Annotated in this window: 13 protein-coding genes; 5 read left to right on the plus strand and 8 right to left on the minus strand. The window is 40.3% G+C overall.

Going from position 1 to position 22,708, the window contains the following annotated elements; all coding sequences use genetic code 11:
• Nucleotides 1-8 precede the first annotated feature (8 nt).
• Nucleotides 9-950, minus strand: a complete 942-nt coding sequence (locus tag ATC1_RS00440; RefSeq protein ID WP_062276948.1) for a metal ABC transporter substrate-binding protein — start codon at nucleotides 948-950, stop codon at nucleotides 9-11.
• 6 nt (nucleotides 951-956) lie between these two features.
• Nucleotides 957-1,433, minus strand: coding sequence for a TIGR03943 family putative permease subunit (locus ATC1_RS00445; protein WP_062276951.1), 477 nt, complete (start codon nucleotides 1,431-1,433; stop codon nucleotides 957-959).
• Nucleotides 1,434-2,340: 907 nt separating this feature from the next.
• Here ATC1_RS00445 and ATC1_RS00450 point away from each other — a divergent pair.
• From ATC1_RS00450 to ATC1_RS00460, 3 genes are read left to right on the plus strand one after another with little or no spacing between them, the layout of a single operon-like run.
• Nucleotides 2,341-3,186 (plus strand): metallophosphoesterase family protein, encoded by an 846-nt coding sequence (locus tag ATC1_RS00450; RefSeq protein WP_062276954.1) that lies wholly within the window; start codon nucleotides 2,341-2,343, stop codon nucleotides 3,184-3,186.
• Between the two features lie 29 nt (nucleotides 3,187-3,215).
• Complete coding sequence (locus tag ATC1_RS00455) at nucleotides 3,216-6,299, plus strand: hypothetical protein (RefSeq protein WP_062276956.1); 3,084 nt, start codon at nucleotides 3,216-3,218, stop codon at nucleotides 6,297-6,299.
• Between the two features lie 27 nt (nucleotides 6,300-6,326).
• Entirely contained in the window at nucleotides 6,327-10,400 is a 4,074-nt protein-coding gene (locus ATC1_RS00460; RefSeq protein ID WP_062276960.1) for a Smc domain-containing protein, read from the plus strand.
• Nucleotides 10,401-10,577: 177 nt separating this feature from the next.
• Here the strand turns inward: ATC1_RS00460 and ATC1_RS00465 are convergent, their stop codons facing one another.
• The 6 genes from ATC1_RS00465 to ATC1_RS00490 form a co-directional block, all read right to left on the minus strand.
• Entirely contained in the window at nucleotides 10,578-12,764 is a 2,187-nt protein-coding gene (locus ATC1_RS00465; protein WP_062276963.1) for an ATP-binding cassette domain-containing protein, read from the minus strand.
• Nucleotides 12,765-12,846: 82 nt separating this feature from the next.
• Nucleotides 12,847-14,991: an NHLP family bacteriocin export ABC transporter peptidase/permease/ATPase subunit gene (locus ATC1_RS00470; RefSeq protein WP_062276967.1), complete on the minus strand. Its 2,145-nt coding sequence runs from the start codon at nucleotides 14,989-14,991 to the stop codon at nucleotides 12,847-12,849.
• A 16-nt stretch (nucleotides 14,992-15,007) separates the two neighbouring features.
• Complete coding sequence (locus ATC1_RS00475; protein WP_062276970.1) at nucleotides 15,008-15,496, minus strand: hypothetical protein; 489 nt, start codon at nucleotides 15,494-15,496, stop codon at nucleotides 15,008-15,010.
• A 176-nt stretch (nucleotides 15,497-15,672) separates the two neighbouring features.
• Nucleotides 15,673-15,906, minus strand: a complete 234-nt coding sequence (locus ATC1_RS00480; RefSeq protein WP_062276973.1) for a hypothetical protein — start codon at nucleotides 15,904-15,906, stop codon at nucleotides 15,673-15,675.
• Nucleotides 15,907-16,090: 184 nt separating this feature from the next.
• On the minus strand, nucleotides 16,091-17,413 hold the full coding sequence (locus ATC1_RS00485) for a thymidine phosphorylase (RefSeq protein WP_062276975.1): 1,323 nt from the start codon (nucleotides 17,411-17,413) through the stop codon (nucleotides 16,091-16,093).
• Between the two features lie 9 nt (nucleotides 17,414-17,422).
• Nucleotides 17,423-18,100, minus strand: coding sequence for a hypothetical protein (locus tag ATC1_RS00490; protein WP_062276978.1), 678 nt, complete (start codon nucleotides 18,098-18,100; stop codon nucleotides 17,423-17,425).
• Between the two features lie 392 nt (nucleotides 18,101-18,492).
• On the opposite strand from ATC1_RS00490, the gene aspS reads away from it, so the two are divergent.
• Both aspS and ATC1_RS00505 read left to right on the plus strand, forming a co-directional pair.
• Entirely contained in the window at nucleotides 18,493-20,283 is a 1,791-nt protein-coding gene (gene aspS / locus ATC1_RS00495) for an aspartate--tRNA ligase (protein ID WP_062276982.1), read from the plus strand.
• 253 nt (nucleotides 20,284-20,536) lie between these two features.
• A complete protein-coding gene (locus ATC1_RS00505) occupies nucleotides 20,537-22,603 on the plus strand; it encodes a hypothetical protein (protein ID WP_062276988.1) in 2,067 nt (688 codons plus the stop codon).
• Nucleotides 22,604-22,708 lie beyond the last annotated feature (105 nt).

Raw genomic sequence — 22,708 nt, forward strand, 5'->3', positions numbered from 1 at the left:
TTTCCTGATTATTTCAGCGCTTCAACGATGGTGTTAACATTGTGTCGAATCATTTCCAGGTAAGTGGGTGCTCCACCGTCCGACGGGGTTAGAGAATGCGTGTATAAATCTGTGATCAATTTGATCCCGGTTTCCTTGGCAATTTGTTCTGCCAATGCAGTATTGCTGCCTGTCTCAAGAAACAATGCCCGCGTACCGGTTTCCTTGATCCGATTGATCAAAGTGGTCAATTGACCGGCAGAGGGATCCGACATTGAACTTGAACTCATTAAAACCGTCCCAACGATCTTAAAACCGTACTCATCCGCAAAATAACCGAAACTTTCGTGATTCGTAATAATTAATCGTTGTTCTGCTGGAATTTCAGAAACTGCTTTCCGAATTTCTTTATCCAGATCCTCCAATTTGTTGATATAAGAGTCTGCATTTTGAGCGTAGATGGATGCGCCTTCAGGATCCAACGCACTGAGTCCGTCACGGATATTTTTTGCATATTGAATAACGAGAACTGGATCCAGCCAGAAATGCGGATCACCCGCTTCATGAGTATGTTCTGTTTGATTGTCATGGGACTCTTCATCAGATGCTTCCTGTCTTGTTTGAAGTCCCTGCGATGCAACGATCATCGGTTGTTTCTCAGCCACACTTGTCAGAACCTTATCAATCCATGGTTCCAAACCTCCGCCGTTAATGACGATCGCAGAACTTTTTGAAATTTTTAAGACATCCTGCACCGATGGCTCGAAAGAATGCGGGTCGACTCCGATCGGAAAAAGGGAATCCACTTCCATTCTGTCGCCTGCAATATTTTTGACGATATCTGCCAGATAATTTTCTACTGCAACGACTTTCATTTTTTCTGAATTTTGATTCGATGTTTTACTGCAACCGGTGAAAAATAACAAAAGGCAGAAAAACAGAAGGGATAAAATCAAGTGTTTTTTTAGCATATACCTCTATTCAGAATAAATATAGGGATCATCCGGGATTTCAGCTTTTTCAATTGTTTCAGGCAGGATTACATTTCTTTCTTTGTCTCCGACTTTAATACGATCCCATTTTCCTTTCACCAAAATCCATTGATCATTTTCCCATTTCGCATTGTCTTCCAATAAAACAGGCAATCCTTGTGGTAAAGCGTCATCATAGCAGCAATCTAACAGCAATCTGCCAACAAAAAAAATGTTTTCTGGATCTTCTTCATGGCGGTATACAAATCCAAGAATTTCTACCGGTTTGCCAAGATACTCAGAAGGATCTTTGGCATTAAACAGTAATTTTTGCCAATAGATGATTCCTTTTGGAGATTCTTCTTCAATTCCCTCGGCTTTTGAATCAATATTCATTTTTTGAACCGTAACTGTCGGATTGGAGAAGCTGATTAACAGAAACATAACGATGAATTGAATAATAAAAAGGTTGTTTTTTTTCATCTTGTCCTCCTCACAAATATCATAGCTGTCGATATTCTTTTCAGTAACAGCAACTCGCAATATGGATTGATTTTTTGAATCAACCAAGAAAATTTGTTGTTTTTATGGTTTTACGTGAAGCGCAAAACCATAAGAACAACGATTAATTCTCTTCATATTATGATTTACTGTTTTTGCTAAGCTAAAACATCCATTTGAATCGCTTCAGATTTATGACAAACTATCGATTTGCCTGATAAATTGAATTCAGCATCAATTTTCCAGGTATTCTCAGATCTGAAAGCGATTGCAATTCAGTACGAGTATTACTCGGTAATTAGTTTGATTATACAATATCGTACCGGTCATTTTGATCAATTTGCGTTTTGCTATGATAGAGAAAAGTGCCCATTCGCCCATGAATATTCTGGACTAACAGTGATGCGAAATAATTCATCCGGTGACAGGGACAGCGAATCGGCTTTTTGAAATGCTGCTGTTACTGTAGTTACAACCTTATAAAAACTCTTATAATCAATAACAGGAAGGAATTTCGATAATTTTTTAAGAATATCAACGATTCGAAATAAGTGAAGAATGTAATTCTGATTTCTTTTATATGCAGAACTCAAAAAATCGATTAAAAGTTTTCTCTACAAATTCGAAAAGAAATTGATAATTTTGTATCGCTTTGGAAATACTGACCCGCAATTTGAAATATGAAAAGAATTCTATGTTGTTCTTATGGATTTTAAGCTTCATGCGAAACCAAAAGATCAATAAGTTTTCTTGATTGATTCGGAAAGTCAATCGAAATTTCAAATCACAGAATAATGACTCATTTGTTTGAATATCTGTTCAAGGTTACAATTCAGAAGAAAAACTGGTAATAATATAATGAGGAACAATCGAACTGTCTGGAATACCTATGGGTAATCGGCATCTGGTTATTTCTGATATTCATGAAAATCATGAAGCGATTATGCGATTGATTCTTAAAGCCAGGAAAATACCCGGAGGTTTTTGCGATATATGGTTTTTGGGTGATTTTTTTGGTCATTCTGAAGATGCCGACGGGAAAAATCATCTGACGCAAAATAGTTTATTAACCATTGAGGATTTGTTTCAACTGCCATTATATTGTGTATTCGGGAATTGGGAATATTGGCTGGCGCATCCGGAGAATGATGAAGTCAATGACGGGCAACGCGGTAATAGCAATGCTTTGGGGGAACGACGGGAAATCCTGAAGCGCACAAAAACTCACCTTTTACAGCGTCTGATGCGATATTCAATTCTCGAATTACCCGAAACGAGGCCGGAGTTTACATTGTTTCACGGTTGCAGTTTTTCATGTCATGATACGGTAGCTTACCATGCCGATCCTTGGGAGAGTTATATTAATCCACATGATCTGAATATTGTGACAAGAAATCTTTTTGGAAATGCAGATCATCTGAAAACTCCTCATTTTCTGTTTGGTCACACGCACATCCCCGGTTTTTTTGTTTATTCAAAAACATCGTTTGTAAATATGTGGAGAATATTCAGTCCGGAAATGGCAAAAAAACCGATCTATTACGGGAACGAAAACCAGCGGTTTGGTATCAATCCTGGAAGCGCGGGTATCACCCAGGTGAATTTTCCAAGGACTGCCATCATTCTGGATACAAAAGAGAAAACTTTTCAATATATTGTGGATCATGGAGATCCCATGAGAATAAACCGGAACTTCTTTTTAACTTCGCTGTCGATGAGAAATCGTCAGCGTTGAGGACAAAAGATTCAGGTTTTGGAGGGAATATGGAACGAACAATTTTGGATCAATTTGCAGAACAAATTCATTCTGTAAAGATTCGCAATAAGATACTTCCATTGACATATACCGGTGTAAAAAATGGCGGCGGATTTACCGCAGCTTTTGAATTTGAAAATTCAGAAACCAAAGAAAAGTATTATATAAAATTTACAGAAGTCCGTGATGATTCATCGAATGAGGTCGCTGTTCTAACCAAAGCGGCTCAGTTATTTCGTAATGAAGTCCTGATCGAACCAGATCCGCTGAAAAGGATGAATTATGTCCCTGTTCCTGAAATATTAACGGATGATCCTGAGAATTTTAATCTTGAATTTATTCGAATTTTTGATCGGGGTCGGTATCATATTCAAATTCAGACTTCTGGTGAAGGCGACCATTGTGAAACCAAACTGCCTGATCAATTACAAGGAAGAATTGCGATCGCGCTGCAGTTCGCAAAACTATTGCGAACTTGTGCAAAAAATAAAATCGCCTATGTCGATGTCAAACCATTGGAACATTTATTCTGGATAGAAAAAGAAAACCGGGTTCAGATTACCTTGATCGACTGGGGAATTTCCAGAGCAAACGCATCTGTTTTCTTATTGTCTGAAGACCTGAGAAAATTCTGCCTTTACCTGCCGGAGATTATCTATGGCAGAAAAATGCTGGAACTAACGAATAAGGGAAAATTTGAATATCCGATTCAAAAAGAAAACGACAGCATTTTGATTCGAATGCTTGGCCGTCTCAGTTTTGCTGCAAACTTGCCGCCTCTGAGTCAAAAATATGCGGTTTTGGTTGGTGAACAATTATCTGGCGCTGTGAGCGAAATCCGGATTCAAAATCGCTGTGTGGAAGTTTGGGATGAAGTCATCGATGTTTTGGATACTGCTTACGATGCATCGAAGACGAAGTCGGTCATTATGTCTGACTGGGAGAGTCTGAAAAAGAAAGCAGAGGAATTGATTCAGAAGGAAGGAGAGATGTTCCTTGGAAAAGATTTTTTCAAAATTATGGAATCTCGTCTCACTTCGTTGGCTTCCTATCCATCATGGTTGATTCCTGAAATTCGTTTTATTCAAACATGGTTTGGAAAGATCGATTTTGTTCCTCATCGCGGTTTTGACCTTTGTGTTCAGTGTTGTATCAATGATCAGCCACAGCAATTTGAGTTGGAATTTAATAAAATTTCGGAACTGATTCTTGCAAAATTGGAGAAAAACACATCCAATCCGGAGCTGACTGCATTGTTGAAGGAAAATATCGAACAAGTCCGCCATGTAATTCAAGCCTGGATCATTATTCATGATCTGAACAACGGCAATCTTTCAGACGAAGATTTCCATATCAAATTCAGTTCTTCCGTTTTAAGGGTCATCGATCCTATTCTGGCTGACGCATATAAAAAAAAGACCAGACAAAATCGTGAGAAAAAAACAAACATCCTTCCGCCTGACGCAGAATTCAATGAGAACCTGTCTGGGGACGCGGATGTTGCAACCCGGCTTTCAAGCAAACTGGAAACAAAACCTGATCTTGCGAATCGTATTTATACGCTGGTTGCATCTTTTGGAAGCTCGGACCTTGCATCCGATCGATGGGGATTTGGTTTCATTCAAGAATTAGACTCCATTTTACAGATTACTCAAGAAACAAAAGCATATGCAGAAGAAAAGCAGTTAGAGCCAATACTTGAATCGATGGTTCAAGAGATTCAAGAATGGACGGAAAAAATCGGACCACAAACATTCATTGCAGCGGATGAGGTTCTGCATCATGTGAACTGGATAACCACGCTACCGCAAAACATTTTAAATTCGAAGATTATTAAAAGAACTGAAAAGATTGAAATCGGTTCGAAAATTAAAAACGAATTGGATCAATGTATTCAGAAACTGACTGAAGCAGGTGTTGTAGTCTCTCAGGAAGTCTTTGACAGAATTAGCGATAAGCTGATCAGAATCAAGGGTCTGAGAAAAAAGTTGGATTCAGATAATCTTTTCCGTTTGCGCAATATGATCGAAAATGGTGATTATAAAAATGCGAATCAGATCATTGATGAGCATTATATGGAGAATCCTCCTTTATATGATCGTATTCGCGAGGAAATTCTCAGCCGGCAGAAAGATGATGAGGATAAAAAATCAATTGCATTGATTAATGCGGTTTTGACGGATTTATCCGGCAATAGCGATTATTCTGAAACTGGGAAATATTTAAAAAACCAGCAAAATGTCCCAATCGTTCAACAAAAGATTTATGAATTTCGTCAAAAGAATATCCAATTATTTGATATTCAGGATGAACTAATTCGAACGAAGAGCATCGCACATGACAGTAAGAAGTCACTTTTTGGCGTCAAACAAAACACAGGAATCATTCTCTTTTTGCTGATTCTGGTAATTCTTTTTTCAATCGGAACACTGACAGTGATTTTAGCGAAGAATTTTTCTGTTGCCCAAAATATCGCCAAGGTTGAAAAGAACCTGAACAGTTTTCAGGAAACCTATCTGGCATATGCCAATGCGACAGATCTGCCGACAATGACGGCTATTCCAGTAACGCCAACAGTCCCAGCTGCAACACCGACATCAACCGTTATCCCGACGGTGATTCCGACAGCAGATATCAGTGTGGGCTCAGTAACTTCCGTTGCTCTCAGCCCAGCTGATGAACATCTGCAAGCATTATTAGGAAAGAAAGTACTTTTCGATCTGAATGGAAATGTGAGCCTTTTTGCAGATGAGGCAATGACTCCGGAAAGACAACTGGGAACTGTCATTAATTTTGTGCAGGGCATGAATGGCGTATTGGTAAATTACAACGATAAAGCAGTTCATTTGCAGTCAACCTTTAATATCGGACGAAGTCAGATTTCCATCAGCACCTATAAGAACGTCAGTCGATCCACCAATATTCGTATGTTTTCCGATGTCCCATCTGCTACGACTCCAGTATTCATTTCGCAAATTGAATTCGTTTTAGTCGAACCCGCTTCAGCTTGCACCAGTGGAAACCAGGAGTTTTGTCACGGTCTCATTTCATTTTGGGTATCTCGAGATCAAATTGAGTCCTCTATCAAATGATCGCTATGGATTAAGGAATTATTAAGAATGAGCGTCCTTATGGAAAGTGATTCACTCATCACAAAAATCACTCAGTTGATTCTTAATTGGCAATTGCGTGAGGCGTCTGCTTTTATTGATACACAACAAAATGTATTATCCGTAAAAGATATTTTTGCGATGCGTAATTTGCTGGATCAATATTTGGAGTGGGAAAATGCGTTTTCGGAAATAATTGCAAAAATCGATTCTGATCCGGCAGCTGCGCAGTATATGTTGAACCAAATTCCTGAGGAAATTCGCATTACGTATCCGCAGATCAAATCGATTTATTCATCCATGGAGTTGACAAAAGACAAACAGCAAATCGATGCGGCTTTAAAAAAATGTGATGAAGCTTATGAATCGTTGCTCCATGAGCTGAATGAAAAAAAAGCGAAAGCGTTAATCGAAGAAGCCAAGCGAATTTTCCCCAATTGGGATCGAAATAATGAGTTAAGAGAACGAATAAATAACATTCAGGAACTGCATGAAAAACTGGCAAGGGGACTGCAAATTCAAACGGAGGTCAGCGCTTTGCGAGAAAAAGGTGGCCAGTCTGCTTATCAAAAAGCAATGTCCCTCATTAATGAATATACATCGCTCGGATTGGAAAATGTAGGAATCGCATTATTTGATGTCGCTGCTGAACGCGACCATTTGCTGCAAATGATCACCCGGGCTGAGGGAAAAAGCTGGTCTCATCGGCTGACTATAACTTCAGAGTCAGAAGAGATTTTAAGATTAGAACAATCCATTCATTCTCTGGAAGATGCCGAAAGCAAAAATCTGCGTGTCCTGTTTAACAATAACGCAAGATTATTAAACCTTCTGACGAAAGAAAAAAGTGAAACAGAATCGGATTCTGAAAAAAGTATTCAATTAGGGATTCGAATCGAAGAATTAAGAAAAAATAACCAGCAAATCGAAACGGATATTCGTACGGAGGTCGGAAAACGATCGATGGAATACTGTACACTTGCCCAGGCGGCGTTGAAAGCCGGGGAGTTGTCTACTGCAGAAATTAATATCCGACTGGCAAAAGAAACCGGGAAATCTGCAGATCCATTCGATCCAGATGAATTTTTAGGCGATATTGATCTGCCTACATCTGTATTGGATTCCATTGATCAACTTGAAGAAACGTTAAAAAGGGTTTCTGTTGTACGAAATGAGGTGGAAGAGAAACTGCGAAATATCCGGGAGCAATTCAGCGCGGAAGAAAACATTACTTTAAATAACCTCTCTTACTGGATTTCCGTCATTGAGGAATGCTTTGAAAAAGATCCCATTACACCTGGTCTATCTCAATTTCGCACTGAAATAAACAATCGCTATCAATCTGTTCGCACGTACGCCTTTGAAAAAGGCATCCGTGAAATTGACCGGTCCATTAAAAATGGCAAGTTTACGGACGCAAAAATTAAACTGGATTTTTTAATTGCATCGTTTCCAGATGATCAGGAAAAAGAACAACTCACGAAACGGCTTAATAAAATCAGCGTTTTAGAAAAAATTTTTGACCAAATTGATGGTTTACAAAAACAAATTGCCGAGTTGTATCACTCAACGACTGAAAAACTGGAATCTGATGCAGAACATACTGGACAGCTTGAATCTTATTATCAGAAGATTCAAGCAATTTATAAAAAATACCATTTACAAGAGCCAAAAGAACTTGAAATTAACCGGTTTAATCAGCTCCGTATCTTTGATAAAATCGGCGAGTATGAATCAGAAATAAAAATTGTTAAAAACAGTATCGCCAATGGGATATTGACAGCAGAAAGCCTCTCAGCTGCTGAAAAAATCGAAATATCCGATCTCTATTCCGTTGAGACGGCTCGCGATCTGTTAGCCAGATTCTGGTTCTTTTGTGCAAAAGTGGATAATAACCGGGAAAATTTACCGCGATATCTGGCGAAAGCGGAACGAATTGCTGAAGATTGCAACGATTCAGCGCTGCATCAGGAAATCAGCGCGTTTCGAATAACGATGAATGAAAAAAATGAAGAAGGAAAACGAGTCAATTTACTTCTTGAAACATTGAATCAATTCTGGAAGGAGAAAACTTTTTTAGCTGGAATTGACTATATATCGAAAAATGTCACCGTAGAAGACCGGAAAAATCCCCAGATTTTTCAGTTGGTTGACCGGATTGAACAGGCATATCGTTTTAATTTATCGGAAGAATTGCTGAAATCTGCTAAAGAAGCATTTTCTCACGGCGATTATCAGAAAGCAGAAGAAGACATTTCGCGAAGCCTGGATTATTTATATTCTGTTGAGGGTGCTCAGCTCCAAAAAACGATTAACAGTATCCAGCAATTTGAAGAGAACAATCTGAAAGAGATTGAAAACTTTCTTAATCAGGATGTTTTTCACGATGGTGAAATCGACGAATTGGCTGCTGAAGAAATTCGTTACATTGCTGATCGCATTGATTCGATGGAAAAATCCCAAATGGTAGACCGTCGGATACGATCCAGAATCGGAACTGCAAAAAACCGGATCATCAGAATAAAAAATCAGGAAACCGGTACTTTTAACAATTTGCGTCAGCAATTTGAGAATGCTCTGATGCTGGGCGAGGAGGGATTGGAACAGGCAGAGTCCGTGTTGAAAGATATGGATTCCCGCATCTGGATTGAAAACCGAAGTTCAGAAATACTATCTCTGAAAATGAAGTTGGATGAGATCAAGAATATTCTCAAAGCATTGCGCATTGTGATTAACCAATCGGATCATTATTTACATCAGGGGGATTTTCGTTCCGCGGAAAGAATTCTTGCAGCATTTCATGCAGACGCAAAACAAAAATGGCCAGATTGGCTGCTGATCCTTAAAGAAAATGCGGAATTTCGTATCCGCGAGCTGCATGAAAAATATCAGCAGGTTCAATCGAGATTTGAAAAAAAGGATTCAAATACCGGTGAGGTTATCGATGAGGCAAACCGGATTTTGGATCCTAAATCTACAGATGCTGTTCAAAGTTTCCGTTTGACAACAGAACTTGGTCAATATAAAACAATTTTAGAACGGGATATTCGGGTTGATTCTGAGCAAAATCCTTATATGATTGGCATTAATTATCTGCTGGATGTTCTGAAATGGAATGAAATCGCAGTAGAAGCAGTCTCCGGAATGGGAAACCATCGAGAAGGGATCTCTTTGGATGCATTATATGGTATTCGGAAAGCCGGACGGGATTTATTTGATCGAATGCCTCCTGCGCTGGTTGGAATTCAACCCAGTTTTGCTGAACGGAATAAATGGCTGGAAGAAAGAACACGGGTACGGCAGCTCTTGTTGGAATTGGAGGGGACACAGAAAAAAACAGCGAATCGTCCATCAGAACGACAATCAATCATTCGCCGGGATATTCAGGAACTTGAGAAATTATCACTGTTGCCAAATGAAGAGGAATCGCTCTCGCGAATAAAAAAAATCCAGGAAAATCGAAAAAAACGGAAAGGTTGTCTTTTCTCTGGTATTCTCTTTTTCGTTCTTGCGCTTGCAGGGCTGTATCTCGCTTCACCGATATTGATTCCATACTTAACTCCTGAACCGACGATTTCATATACTCCCTCGATGACATTCACACCTAGCCTGACAGCTTCACCTACCATGACCATGACAGCGACGCTGACTGCAACACCTACGTTGACACCGACAGCGACATTTACTCATACGCCGACAGCAACACCAATGGGATTGACCGGCGTTATACGCAACCATCTGATTGGTGTATATGAACTTCCTGATGGCAATACGAAAATGCTCAGCAACGGGTATTTAGAACCTGGGTCGGAAGTGGAAATAATCCGCTATTGTGAATCCGCAGTGATCAAAGGTGAATATTGGGCACTGATTTTTTATCCGTCTCAGGACAGGAATACAGGCTGGATTCGGATCCGTTTGCCTGATTCGCTGGATTATGTCTTATTATCAGATACCGGCCAGCCTTCTTTAGAAGTACTGAATGATAATCCGGCATTGAAGATGACTTGTCCGCTGAAATCCTATATCCGGATGCCGGGAGACCCGACAATCACTCCGACTGTTTCGCAGCAAGAAGATTGAATCTGGGCCAGCAATTCGAAATATGGATTAGCTTTTTGAATTCATCAAGAAAATTTGTAGTCCTTATGGTTTTACGCGAAGCGCAAAACCATAAGGACTACAAAGAATACTTTTCATATTTCGAATGACTGGATCTGGGCAGGTAATTCTGCTTCCAACCGAAATCCTCTCGATGCATTAAGGAAGATCCGTTCGTTGTCTTTTAACCAATTCGGCGAAATGCCCGTTGCGATTGATCAGCGTCTCATAATTGCCATCTTCAAGAATTCGTCCTTTGTCCAGGACGATAATCCGGTCACAGTTTTTAATGGTGGATAATCGGTGAGCTATGATAATGCGCGTGCATTTCATCTGATCCAAGGCATCCGAAATCTGTTTTTGGGTAATATTGTCGAGTGCTGAGGTTGCTTCATCGAAAATTAGAATTTTTGGTCGATGCGCAATGGCTCTGGCAATCATCAGCCGTTGTTTTTGACCTCCGGAAATGCCTCCGTTGCCTTCCGAAATATATGTGAACATGCCCATCGGCATATTGCGGATATCTTCTGCGATTCCTGCAATTTCTGCCGCCTTCCAGGCATCTTCTGTAGATGACTGAGGCGCTGCAAGAAGAATATTTGAACGTATATCCCCGGAAAAAAGTTTCCCGTTTTGCGTGACACTGCCAATATGGCTGCGCAGAGACTTCAGATCCAGCTTTAACAAATCTTTGCCATCATAATAAATAACGCCTTTTTGCGGCTTTTCAAATCCCAATAATAGACGAACCAGCGTCGACTTACCGGAACCGGTGGTGCCAACGATGGCCAGCGATTGTCCTGGTTTGATTTTAAGAGAAAAATCAGCAATGATGAAAGGCGTATCTTCTGTATAACGGAATGAAACGTGATTCATTTCTACCAGACCGGATATATGGCGAATCACTTCTTTCCCTTCCGAGATTTCAGGTTCCGTTTGTAGAATCGGATGAATAATTTCCAGAATTGGTTTCAAGTTCGCGAGCATAAGAGCGATGCCCGAGAATGACAAAATTGCAGAGCTTGCCATGCCATAGGAAACATTAAATGCCATATAATTTGCCGTGCTGATATGGTTCATCGCTGTAGTGAAATAGATCAAGATCGATCCTGCCATGGCTATCAGACCGGCTGCAACTGGCTGCATTTTCAGCATCCAGGGCAGATCGTACGATAATTCTGCATTGGTTTTATAGGATTCCGCCCATTTTGTGAACGCTCTTTTTTCAGCTCCGGATAGTTTGATTTTTTGAATTCCTGAAAATAATCCGAAAACAAGGCCGTTTAATTTCGATGAGGAAATCATCTGTTTCTGGCTGATTTGTATCTGTATGAAGATTGAAAGAATTGAATAAAGAAGCATGACAGCAAAAATCAGACAAGCTGGGACAAGCAGACTGGAGGCAAATAATGAAATCTGAAAAAGATATACCAACGAAACCACGGCGTTTAAACCGCTTGAGAATAATCCGTTTGCCAGCGTACTGCAAAAAACTGATACATATTGGCTGATACTGGCCAACTCACCTGAGTTGTATTCTTTAAAAAAAGATGCTGGGAGTGACAGGATTCTTGCCATGGAAGCTGCTTCGGCGGCTGCTCTCATTTTCAGTAGCATCCGGTTTAAAACAAGACCTGAAAATAGCTTCATCAGCGTAGTAGAAAGTATCATGCCCACGAACACGAAAACGATCGGAAATAAAAAACGAACATTTTCAGCGGGGATGATACGTTCAAATAATAGCTTGTTTAAAAAAGGAGGTATAAAACCAAGTGCCGTTATCAACGTGGTTGAAAAAAACAGCGCTGCATAGTCTGCTTTTGAAAGCGCTTCAAAAATGAACACGAACAAATCCCTGGCTTTCAGAGACCTCAATGGGAAAGGTTTATAAAAACAATAAGCATCTTCAAGAATCTGATCTTTTGATTTTCGATTGATTCTTACTTTTTGTTTGCTCTGATAATCGTAATAGCTATATCCGGTAAAACCATCTGGCAGTAAAGCGGCTGCATCACCTTGTTTTGTTCGTGCGAGCAACGGTCCAATTGAATCTTTGTACCAGTTATTTTCCAAACGAACTCTTCTGCGCATGATTCCGGCGGGTCTCAGCAGATACTCTAAAATTTCGTCGGTTTCTTCCAATTTTTCAGGGATTTCTTTTGATTTTATTTGATAGAATCGAAGAATTTCACTGATTGCATCCTGCGTTTTTTTTCGATCAGTTCGGATTACAGCGGAAGCATCTTTTTTACCCGAAACTACAGAAGCAAGTCCATATAAGGACTGCTCCAAAGATTCTTGATCGTTCAGAATTCTTGTTTTGATCTGATCATCAAACCAGCCCATACATGCGCTCCTACAAGTTGAAGAGTAAGGAAAAAGGATGGTAAATCGTTTTTTAAAGCGTTTTTCTGCACAGTTGCTTGATTTAATCCGTTGAAATCAACTTTTGATAGAGTCCTCCGGCTGAATAAAGTGCCTCGTGAGTGCCTCGTTCAGCAATCATGCCATGATCCAGAACAATAATCTCATCACAATCACGGATCGTTGATAATCGATGCGCAATAATGATGCAGGTTATTCCGCGATCTTTTATCGATTTTATAACCTCAGATTCAGTTTTTGAATCCAATGCAGAGGTCGCTTCATCTAAAATCAGAATTGTTGGATCTTGTGAAAGCACGCGTGCAATTTCCAAACGCTGCCGTTGTCCGCCGGAAAAATTTTTTCCGTCTTCAAGCAATCGATGATTATAACCACCTTCTCTCTGGATGATATCGTCGTGAATACCGGCATCACGTGCTGCCAGGATCATTTCAAAATCTTCAATTGCGGAATCCCATAATTTAATATTGTCTGCGACAGTGTCTTCGAAAAGGACAATATCCTGATCAACAACGGCAACCGAACCGGTAAAAACCTCCCGATTAATTTGGTCGCGGGTCAGACCGTCATAAAGAATTTCACCGCTCCAGGGACGATATAAACCGGATATGACTTTTGATAATGTGGATTTTCCGCTGCCGGATAACCCTACAACCGCAACTTTTGATCCCGGATGAAGGCTCATGTTGAAATCCCTGATGATCGGTTCCTCCAACTTCGAATAACCAAAAGTTACATTTTTAAGTTCGAGTTCACCGGAGAGTTTTTGCAGTGGTTCAGCACTGGATACGTGACGATATTCGGTATCAGATTTATAGTCCATTACATCATCAATGCGTTCCATTGCCGTTCGCATTTCCTGAATGCTTTGGCCTGTTGAAATCAGTGAGTTGACAGGATTCATAAATGAACCGGTCAATCCTTGAAAAGCAAGGAGTGCGCCTACAGAAAAATCCTTTTGTATAATCAGGAGAATTCCAACCGACAAGATCAGTAAATTACAAATTTCCTGCAAAAAAAGAGGAATTGATCCTAAAAATTGATTGATTTTGACAGTTTTTCCGCTGAGAGCGATGACAGAAGCCTGGTATCCTGCCCATCTTTCAAAAAAACCATTTTCAGCTCCGGATGCCTTAATCGTTTCGATCATATCAATTCCTGATACGGTCGCAGCTGTAAGTTTTCCGGAATCCCTCATCAATACGCGTGTCAGATTCATACGTTTTTTGGAGATGTAATCCGCCATCAGCAGGTTGAAAAATACAGCTGTTAAGCCTATGACCGTCAAACTGAGATTATATTTCAGCATAAATACGAAATAAAAAATCATCAGTCCGAAATTGATCAAAACAGCAGAAAGATCTGTGATGGTGATTTCAGCTATCTGATCGTTGGACTGTTGTCGTGCTGCAATATCCCCAGCCAACCGCTGTGAGAAAAAATCCATCGGTAAATGCAAAACATGCCACATAAACATCGCATTCGATGAAATTGCCAATTTCCCTTTCAGTTTTTCCATGAAAGTGGTTTTGATGGTTAATACGATAATTTGGATAACTACAGCTATGGTTAAAATCAACAGTAACGGGAATAACCAGTCAGGATGACCCGCTGTTAAAATGTGATCCAGAAAAATTCTGGATGCAATGGGATTCAGAATTCCAATGATCGCTGTAAGAATTCCAGTCAAGGAGATAAAGAGGAGGGGAATAAACGCGTTTGATAACCTTTTCGTCAAAAAGCTGAGTACACTTTTCGGCGAACCACCGGGAACGAATGATTCAGATTTCTCAAAACGCAGACAAATTCCGGTAAAAGATCTATTAAATTCTTCAAGCGGAACTTCAATCATCCCTTTTGCGGGATCATTAATGATCGCTTTTGTTTTGGTGAAGCCCTTCAAAACGACAAAATGATTGAAATTCCAATGAATAATAACCGGCATGGGTATGCTCATCAGTTTCTCAACACTGTATCGATACCCTGAAGCGGTTAAACCATACCTGCGTGCTGCTTTTACAATATTGATCGCTTTCGATCCATTTCTTGAAATTCCACAATCAATGCGAACCTGTTCTAACGGGACCCATTTATTGAAATACGCTAAAATCATTGTCAGACAGGCAGCACCGCACTCTAAAGCTTCCATCTGCATAACCAGCGGCACTTTTTCAACTTTTTTTCTCATATGTTGAGTATCCTTATTATCGATCAAATATAAGATCAATAGGCTTTATCGTGTCAGTGGTAATTTTTATGGATAAAAACTGATGATCTGCGATTTCTTCTGATGGAATCAGGATGATTTTCTGGTTCCATGGAGATTGAATCATCTTGTCTGCCTGATACGCCCCAATTTCAACGCTCACTTCTTCTTTTGAGATCGGATCTGGAGAGATGCTTTGAATTTTTCCTTCTTTTTCATCAATTTTGACGACCATACCGGGTGATAATGATTGCGCCTCTTCAACCGGAAGAAAACAAACGATACCATCCTCTGAAAAAATACCTTGGGCTTGAACCACAACCGGCAGATTCGCAGAAAAAGCCCAAAATATGACCACTACGGCTAAAATCAAAAAAAGGCTGATGATCAGCCAGATACTCGGATTCGGCACCCGTATATAGTCATTTAATTGTTCAGGAGAAGCGATGTGATCAAGGCTTTCCTTTCGAAAGAGGTTTTCGTTCATACATGTCCTCTCTGGAAAAACAGATTTAATCCAATGTAATGATTTATTATAAAAATCTGATCCGACAATTCGAAATTTGGGGAGGATTCTTTGTTGTTGTGATGTTTTTCCTGATTGATTCGAACATCAAGTCAATATTTTGAATCACTGAATCAGATTGAATTCAAGCCTTTTTTTTATCCCGTGTATCCATGCGGACAGGTACCGCCGTTTTTCAGAGGACATATCCAGTCTTTATGAAGAAGACGGTTTGCAGCGGCACAAGCGGTACACCAACTGTTACCTGAGCCGCCGGAAATTGCATCCAACATCGTTTCTGATAATTCTTTATCTTCTATATAATCATGAGGGGAAGATTTCGGAAGAGGCAGACTCTTGTTTTCATCGTTTTGATTTTTGAGTATAGGCATATGATTTCTTCGTGGATCAATAATTTGTATCAAACTGTGTCTGAACCATGCAGCAATTCAAAACATGGGAAAGATTTCATGTTGGTGTGTATTTTTTCACTTTATGCAAAAACGATACACCAGCAATCTGTCGCTCATAATTTCGGGGAGTTTCCGAATTTCGAATTACTATGAGGTGTGTATTTTATTCAATCAATCCATAGAACTGCGGTAATCTCTCACAAGGGGTGTCGCTGTATTGAACTGCACTGGATAATTTCTTTTCGGCATTGTAACACGAATCATCCGAATGGGCATGAATTGTAAAAAGAGGTTCACCCTGGGTAATGCGATCTCCGACTTTGTGATGCACGATGATTCCAACGCGGTGGTCTATCGAGTCAGTTTTTTTAATGCGTCCTGCGCCTAAGTCAACGGATGTTTCACCAATGATTCTGGCATTGATTTCTGAAAGCCACCCGGTTTTGGGTGCTGAGACAACTCGGATGACTGGCGCTTTTGGAAATTTTTCCAGATTATCCAAATAAGAGATGTCACCTTTTTGAAGCGAAACAAGCTGCTTCAGACTTTCAAAGGCTTTACCGCTATTCAGCGCGTCTTCAACCATGATTCTTGCCTGTTCCTTCGTATCAGCTTTTTGTCCCATCATCAGAAGAATTGCTGAGGATTCGATGCAGTGTTCTCTAAGATCTGGCGCAGCGGGTTCTCCACGCAGTAAGGCGACCGCTTCTTTAACTTCCAGAATGTTACCGACGGCAAAACCCAACGGCTGGTTCATATCTGAAAGTTCTGCTTTAACGAATCTTCCGTTGTTTTTCCCGATTGCAACCATTAATTTTGCTAATTTTGTGGCATCTTCGAGGTTTTCCATGAAAGCGCCGCAGCCAACTTTTACATCCAACAAAATTGCATGGGTTCCGACAGCGAGTTTTTTACTCATGATCGAGGATGCAATCAATGGCATTGCCGGAACTGTACCGGTGACGTCTCGCAGGGCGTACATTTTTCCATCTGCAGGCGCCAGGTCTGCAGATTGACCTGAAAGGACCGTATGATACGTCAGATACTGTTGAAGGAATTCATCTTTTGTTAAATTCAATCGCATTCCCGGAATAGACTCTAATTTGTCAATGGTTCCGCCGCTGTATCCCAATCCTCTGCCGGACATCTTTGCAACAGCCAGACCGCAGGATGTTACAATCGGCTGAACAATCAGCGTCGTTTTGTCTCCGACACCACCGGTAGAATGCTTATCCACAGCTTGATTGACTTTAATCCCGTTGACAACTTCTTCCAGAGAAAGCATTTCTCCGGATTGCGCCATGGCTCTTGTTAATGCGGCGGTTTCAACATCCGTCATTCCCTTGCATAGAATTGCCATTGCCCAGGCAGCTGCCTGATAATCCGGAATATCGCCTTGGGTATATCCCCGGATGAAAAAGGCTATCTCATCGTTTGTAAGTTCTTCTCCGTCCCGTTTTTTGATAATGATATCCACAGCATTCATTTCAACCTCTCATGGCAGTCTTATGACAGGAAACCAGATGTTGGCATTGAATCCAAATTCATCCGCAGTAACTCCCTGACCGGTGATCTGCGGCACACCTGATTTACAGGTCCATTCATATGCAGTGGTATAACCGGTGACCGCCCCTGGGAGGGTAACATTTTCCATTCCAGGTTTTGCACATTCATTTTGAATAATTTCTGAAGGCTGAGTGGAAAAATCGACTAATTCCGGACATTGCGGATATGAACTGGAATCGCATCCCCAGACTTGTCCATTGGCGCAGCGCCAGATCGTAATATGATTGGATGCTTCTGAAAGATCAATTCCCATCGCCTGTAAAACAGATTCAGTTACTTCGTCGTTGGGGCTTTTTCCGATGTATTCACTTCCGGGTGTATTGATGGTACCGACTGCTTTGCAGTAATCCCAAGGATCATCAAAGGTTGTACCAGCCGGTAAGGTGTTGGATCCTAAAAGTATATTCATCTGGTTTGTCTGATTTTGAGGTTGATCGGAGACTACTGTGGACTCTGTCTGCGAAAGTGCAGTTTGTCCGGATGCAGTCTGTTCTTCTGCTGGCGTATTTTGTATCGGATTCCGATTTTCACTGGGCAAATTTTTCAGACAGGCAGATACCATGAAAGGAACCAAAAAAATCCAGATCAGCGGAATTGTTTTTTTCATTTAAAGATCCTTTGAAATAATCTATTCCTATTGTAACAATCATTTCTTGATATGAAAAGAAACGGTAGTTCGAAATATATACTTGCTATAAGAGCTAATCGAGAATAACTTTTAACTGTGATGGCTTCAGACTTCGCGCAAAAACATCACAGTAAAAAAAGAATCCACCCCATATTTCGCATTTCTGGAAACGAAAGGTTTCGCAATAACGGCAATTCGAAATAACAACATATCTTTCATTTCAAATGGTAAATCGCTGAATCATTGACTATTTTTCAGCCTTTTCGTCAAAAAACTTTAAGAAGGATAGTATAATACTTTCCCAATAATAATAAGCTCATGATTCATTTCTGTCTCATGAAGCATGTTGGCATGAAAAGAGGTGTTTTGTTATGTATAAGACGCATACTTGTGGAGAGCTTCGAATTTCGGATATCGGAAAGACCGTAATTCTGGCTGGCTGGGTTCACCGATATCGCGATCACGGCGGAGTATATTTTATTGATCTTCGAGACCGTTTTGGATTGACGCAGGTTGTCATAAATCCGGAACTTTCTCAAGAATTGGCTGAAATTGCTCAAAGTGTTCGTTTTGAGTGGGTTCTCCAGATTACCGGAGAAGTTAAAGCTCGTCCTGAAGATGCAGAAAATTCAAATCTTTCGACGGGTGCAATTGAGGTTCATGCCACCAAAGCAGTTGTCTTGAATACCTGCAAACCACTTCCATTTTCAATCAATAAAGATGAGAATACTGACGAATTAATTCGTTTGAAATACCGGTTTTTGGATTTACGTCGACCGCGAATGTTACGGAACATTGAACTACGTCATCGCATTATTAAATATATGCGCGATTTTCTCGATCAACGCGGATTTCTTGAAATTGAAACACCGATTCTTTTCAAAACGACTCCAGAAGGCGCAAGAGATTATTTGGTTCCATCCCGCATTTACCCCGGCCAATTTTATGCGCTTCCCCAAAGCCCACAGCAGTTGAAACAATTGCTACAGGTTGCAGGAGTCGAACGTTATTTCCAGATTGCTCGCTGTTTTCGTGATGAAGATCAACGCGGCGACAGACAGCCGGAATTTACGCAGCTGGATATGGAAATGTCTTTTGTTGAGCGTGATGACATTCTGGACTTAGTAGAAGAATTGTTTACAAAGTTGTGTCAGGATATTGTTCCAGAGAAGAAAATTGTTTTCAGCCCATGGCCGAAGTTGACGTATCAGGAAGCGATGGATCGGTTTGGTAAAGATGCTCCGGATATGCGCTTTGGCATGGAATTGGTCGATATCTCCGATTTAGCAAAAGATTGCGGTTTTTCGGTTTTTGAATCTGCGATTAACGCCGGAGGCAGTGTACGCGGGATCAATGCGAAAACGCTTGGCGAGTATACACGGAAACAATTGGACGAATTAACTGAACAGGCAAAACTTTGGGGAGCAAAAGGTTTGGCTTATGTCAAAATCAGCCCGAATGGCGAAGAATCTTCCCCATTCAAGAAGTTTCTATCTGAAGAAAAATGGACTGAGCTTAAAAAACGCATGGAAGCTGAAAACGGGGATTTGCTGTTGTTTGTTTCGGATAGCAAAAAGGCCGTTGTTTATGACTGTCTTGCACGTCTCCGCGTCATGCTTGGAGACCGTTTAGGATTGCGTGATCCCAATAAATTAGCGTTTTGCTGGATCATTGACTTCCCATTGTTTGAGTGGAATGAAGATGAAAGCCGTTGGGATTCAACCCATCATCCATTTACCAGACCGGTCAAAGCTGACTTTGATCTTTTGGAGACGGATCCTGGAAAAGTCCGCGGCGACCAATATGATATGGTGATGAATAATTACGAATTGGCTTCTGGCTCATTAAGAATTCATGAACGATCACTGCAGGAAAGAGTGTTCAAATTGATTGGACTTTCCCCGGAGGTTGCACAGGAAAGATTTCATCAGATGATGGATGCCTTTGAGTATGGGGCTCCCCCGCATGGCGGAATTGCTCCGGGAATCGATCGGTTTGTCATGCTTCTGGCTGATGAGCCAAATATTCGCGAAGTGATAGCCTTCCCGAAGAGCAATGCAGCACGGGATGTGATGAGTGATGCACCTTCGGAACCAATGCCGGGTCAATTAGAGGAATTGCATCTGAAAGTGGTCCTTCCGGAACCGAAAAAATCCGAGTAAATAGAGAAAAAAATGAGCGGCTGTTTTTCACAGCCGCTCATTTTTTGAATTTGCATGTTGTCGAGTCTGTACAATTCGAATTACTGCTTTTCTGTGATTTCATTCATTATAATTATTTTCAAAACAGGAAAAATCGTACACAACAATATCGAATTCTCCTCATATTTCGAATTGATGATATCAACAGATCTGTGATTCGGTTTTCATTTCATGGTGAATTTGTATATTTTTTGAAAGACGGCAAAGAAAATTGATGAAATCTTTCTGGCATCAGACGACGCTTAAAAAATGGCTTATCCTGGTTGCGATCAGTGTTGTTCTTGAATTTTTTCTCTTTAATATTCGTCATTTTGAGCTGCTGACTTGTAAAAGTGAACCGCAGATATTTTCTTTTAATGCTGAAACTGTACAAATAATCGATGGCCCGGATCAAAAATCTAGTATTCGAATGGTCATCGATTCCGAGAATAATATTCCGGAGGATCTGAGAAATGTTAAGGTTGAATTCTCAGAACCTGTTCAATCCATTGTATCCGGGAGTGTCTATACCCAAGAAACCGATTTTTTATCCGGCCATGTGCGAGAATTCAAAATTATCCCTGGTGTCCCACACAGCCAATCCATATATCTTTATCCAAGTAATCGTGTAGAAAAAATCACACTGGATATTTACGATGTAATTCCGCAGACAATACAACTTACAGTCAATCAAAGTCTGCCCATTGAAGTAAATTGGTTTCGTTTGATTTGTATTTTCATGATCCTGACAATTATCGACTTCATCCGCCCGAATTCAGCGTCTTATAAGATTGCGTTACATCTTCAGCATGCCAATCAAAAAGCGATTCTCATTCTGTTGATCGTTTTTCAAATATCTTTATTGTTTTTTTCAGTTTTTACTACATATACGAATTTAAACGAGGCTGTACAAAAGGGCAATATTCGAGAAGAAGATTATATTTTTAAACAACACTATCAATGGTTAACAGAAGCCCTTTTCCAAAAGTCGTTTTCAGTGTTGAAGGTACCTCCCGAACAATTGACGCAGGTGGATAATCCCTATGATCCACTGCAGCGGATCGATCAATTTCCGAAATATGAATGGGATATGTCGTATTACAAGAGTAGATATTACGTGTACTTTGGTGTGATTCCGGTATTCACTTTTTATATGCCTTACACATTACTTTTTCACGCGTATCCGCTGAACGATTTTGCAGTATTGTTCTTCGCAGTAATCAGCATTCTGGGATTTGCTTATTGTTACACCTGGTTCATCCGCCGTTTTTTCCCTAACATTCCCGCAGCTATTTTTTTCATGGGAATGATGCTCTTTTTGAATTCAACTTTTCTTATCTGGTGCGTTCGACGCTCGTTCAGTTATGAGCTGGCACTTGTTTCTGGGGTTTGTTTTTCAATAACCGGATTGTCGTTCATTCTCAGCGCCATGCGAGAAGACAGAATTCAAAAATGGAAAATAGTTATTGGTTGTTTCCTGATGGCTTGTGCGGTGGGTTGCCGGCCAACTTCAATTCTGGTTTTGTTTTTAATGATTCCGCTTTTCTTTTTTATTTATATCCATTACTATCGAAATTCTCATGTCGCTGGTTTCTGGAAATTGATATTCATTGCAGCTGTTCCCTGCCTGATTGTCGGAAGTGGTCTTATTTTTTATAATCAGATGCGATTCGATTCAATTTTTGAATTTGGCAGAACCTATCAATTGAGTACGCAAGAAAGCAGTGCGTATATCAATGGACTGCCGATCTCGAGTTTTTTGATTGGAATTATCAATTATGTCTTTGGAAATCCCGGGGTTCTGAAAGATTATTTCCCTTTTCTAAAAGCCGGAAATGGTTTGTTTTTCAACTTTTTTGGTACGAAAGAATTTGAAAGTATCTTTCCGGTCAGTGCGGTTTGTCCATTGGCTTATCTGATTCTTTTCTTCCCTGTTTTTTGGAAAAAAATTTGCAATAAAGGATTCTTATTTTGGTCGTTTCTTCTCGTTCTGATCATCCTGGGATTTGTCCTCTCCGGAATAACTGGAATGATGGTCGGGACAATACAACGTTATTCTCTTGATTTTTCATGGATGCTCGTTTTGGCATCAATCCTTATCGCTTTCCTCATATGGGAAAACCTGCAGAATTCGTCCCAGCAAAAAGTTTTCTCCTTCTTCTTTGCAGGTTGCCTGCTGATAAGCGGATTTTATCTATTGCCACTTTTCTGTGGAGAATCATGGATGGGACGCAGTTGGTTCGAATTTATGAATCCAGTCTTATTTCACAAGATCGGATATTTCTTTGCCTTCTGGTTATAACCAAATCTGTATTCCCGAACACGGAGATGATTAATAAAAAATGAGTTGTTTTTTGCGTTAAGCGAAAAACAACTCATTTTTTTGATAATCAACCTGCTGGATTTA

It is taken from the genome of Flexilinea flocculi, from assembly GCF_001192795.1.
GTDB lineage: Bacteria > Chloroflexota > Anaerolineae > Anaerolineales > Anaerolineaceae > Flexilinea > Flexilinea flocculi.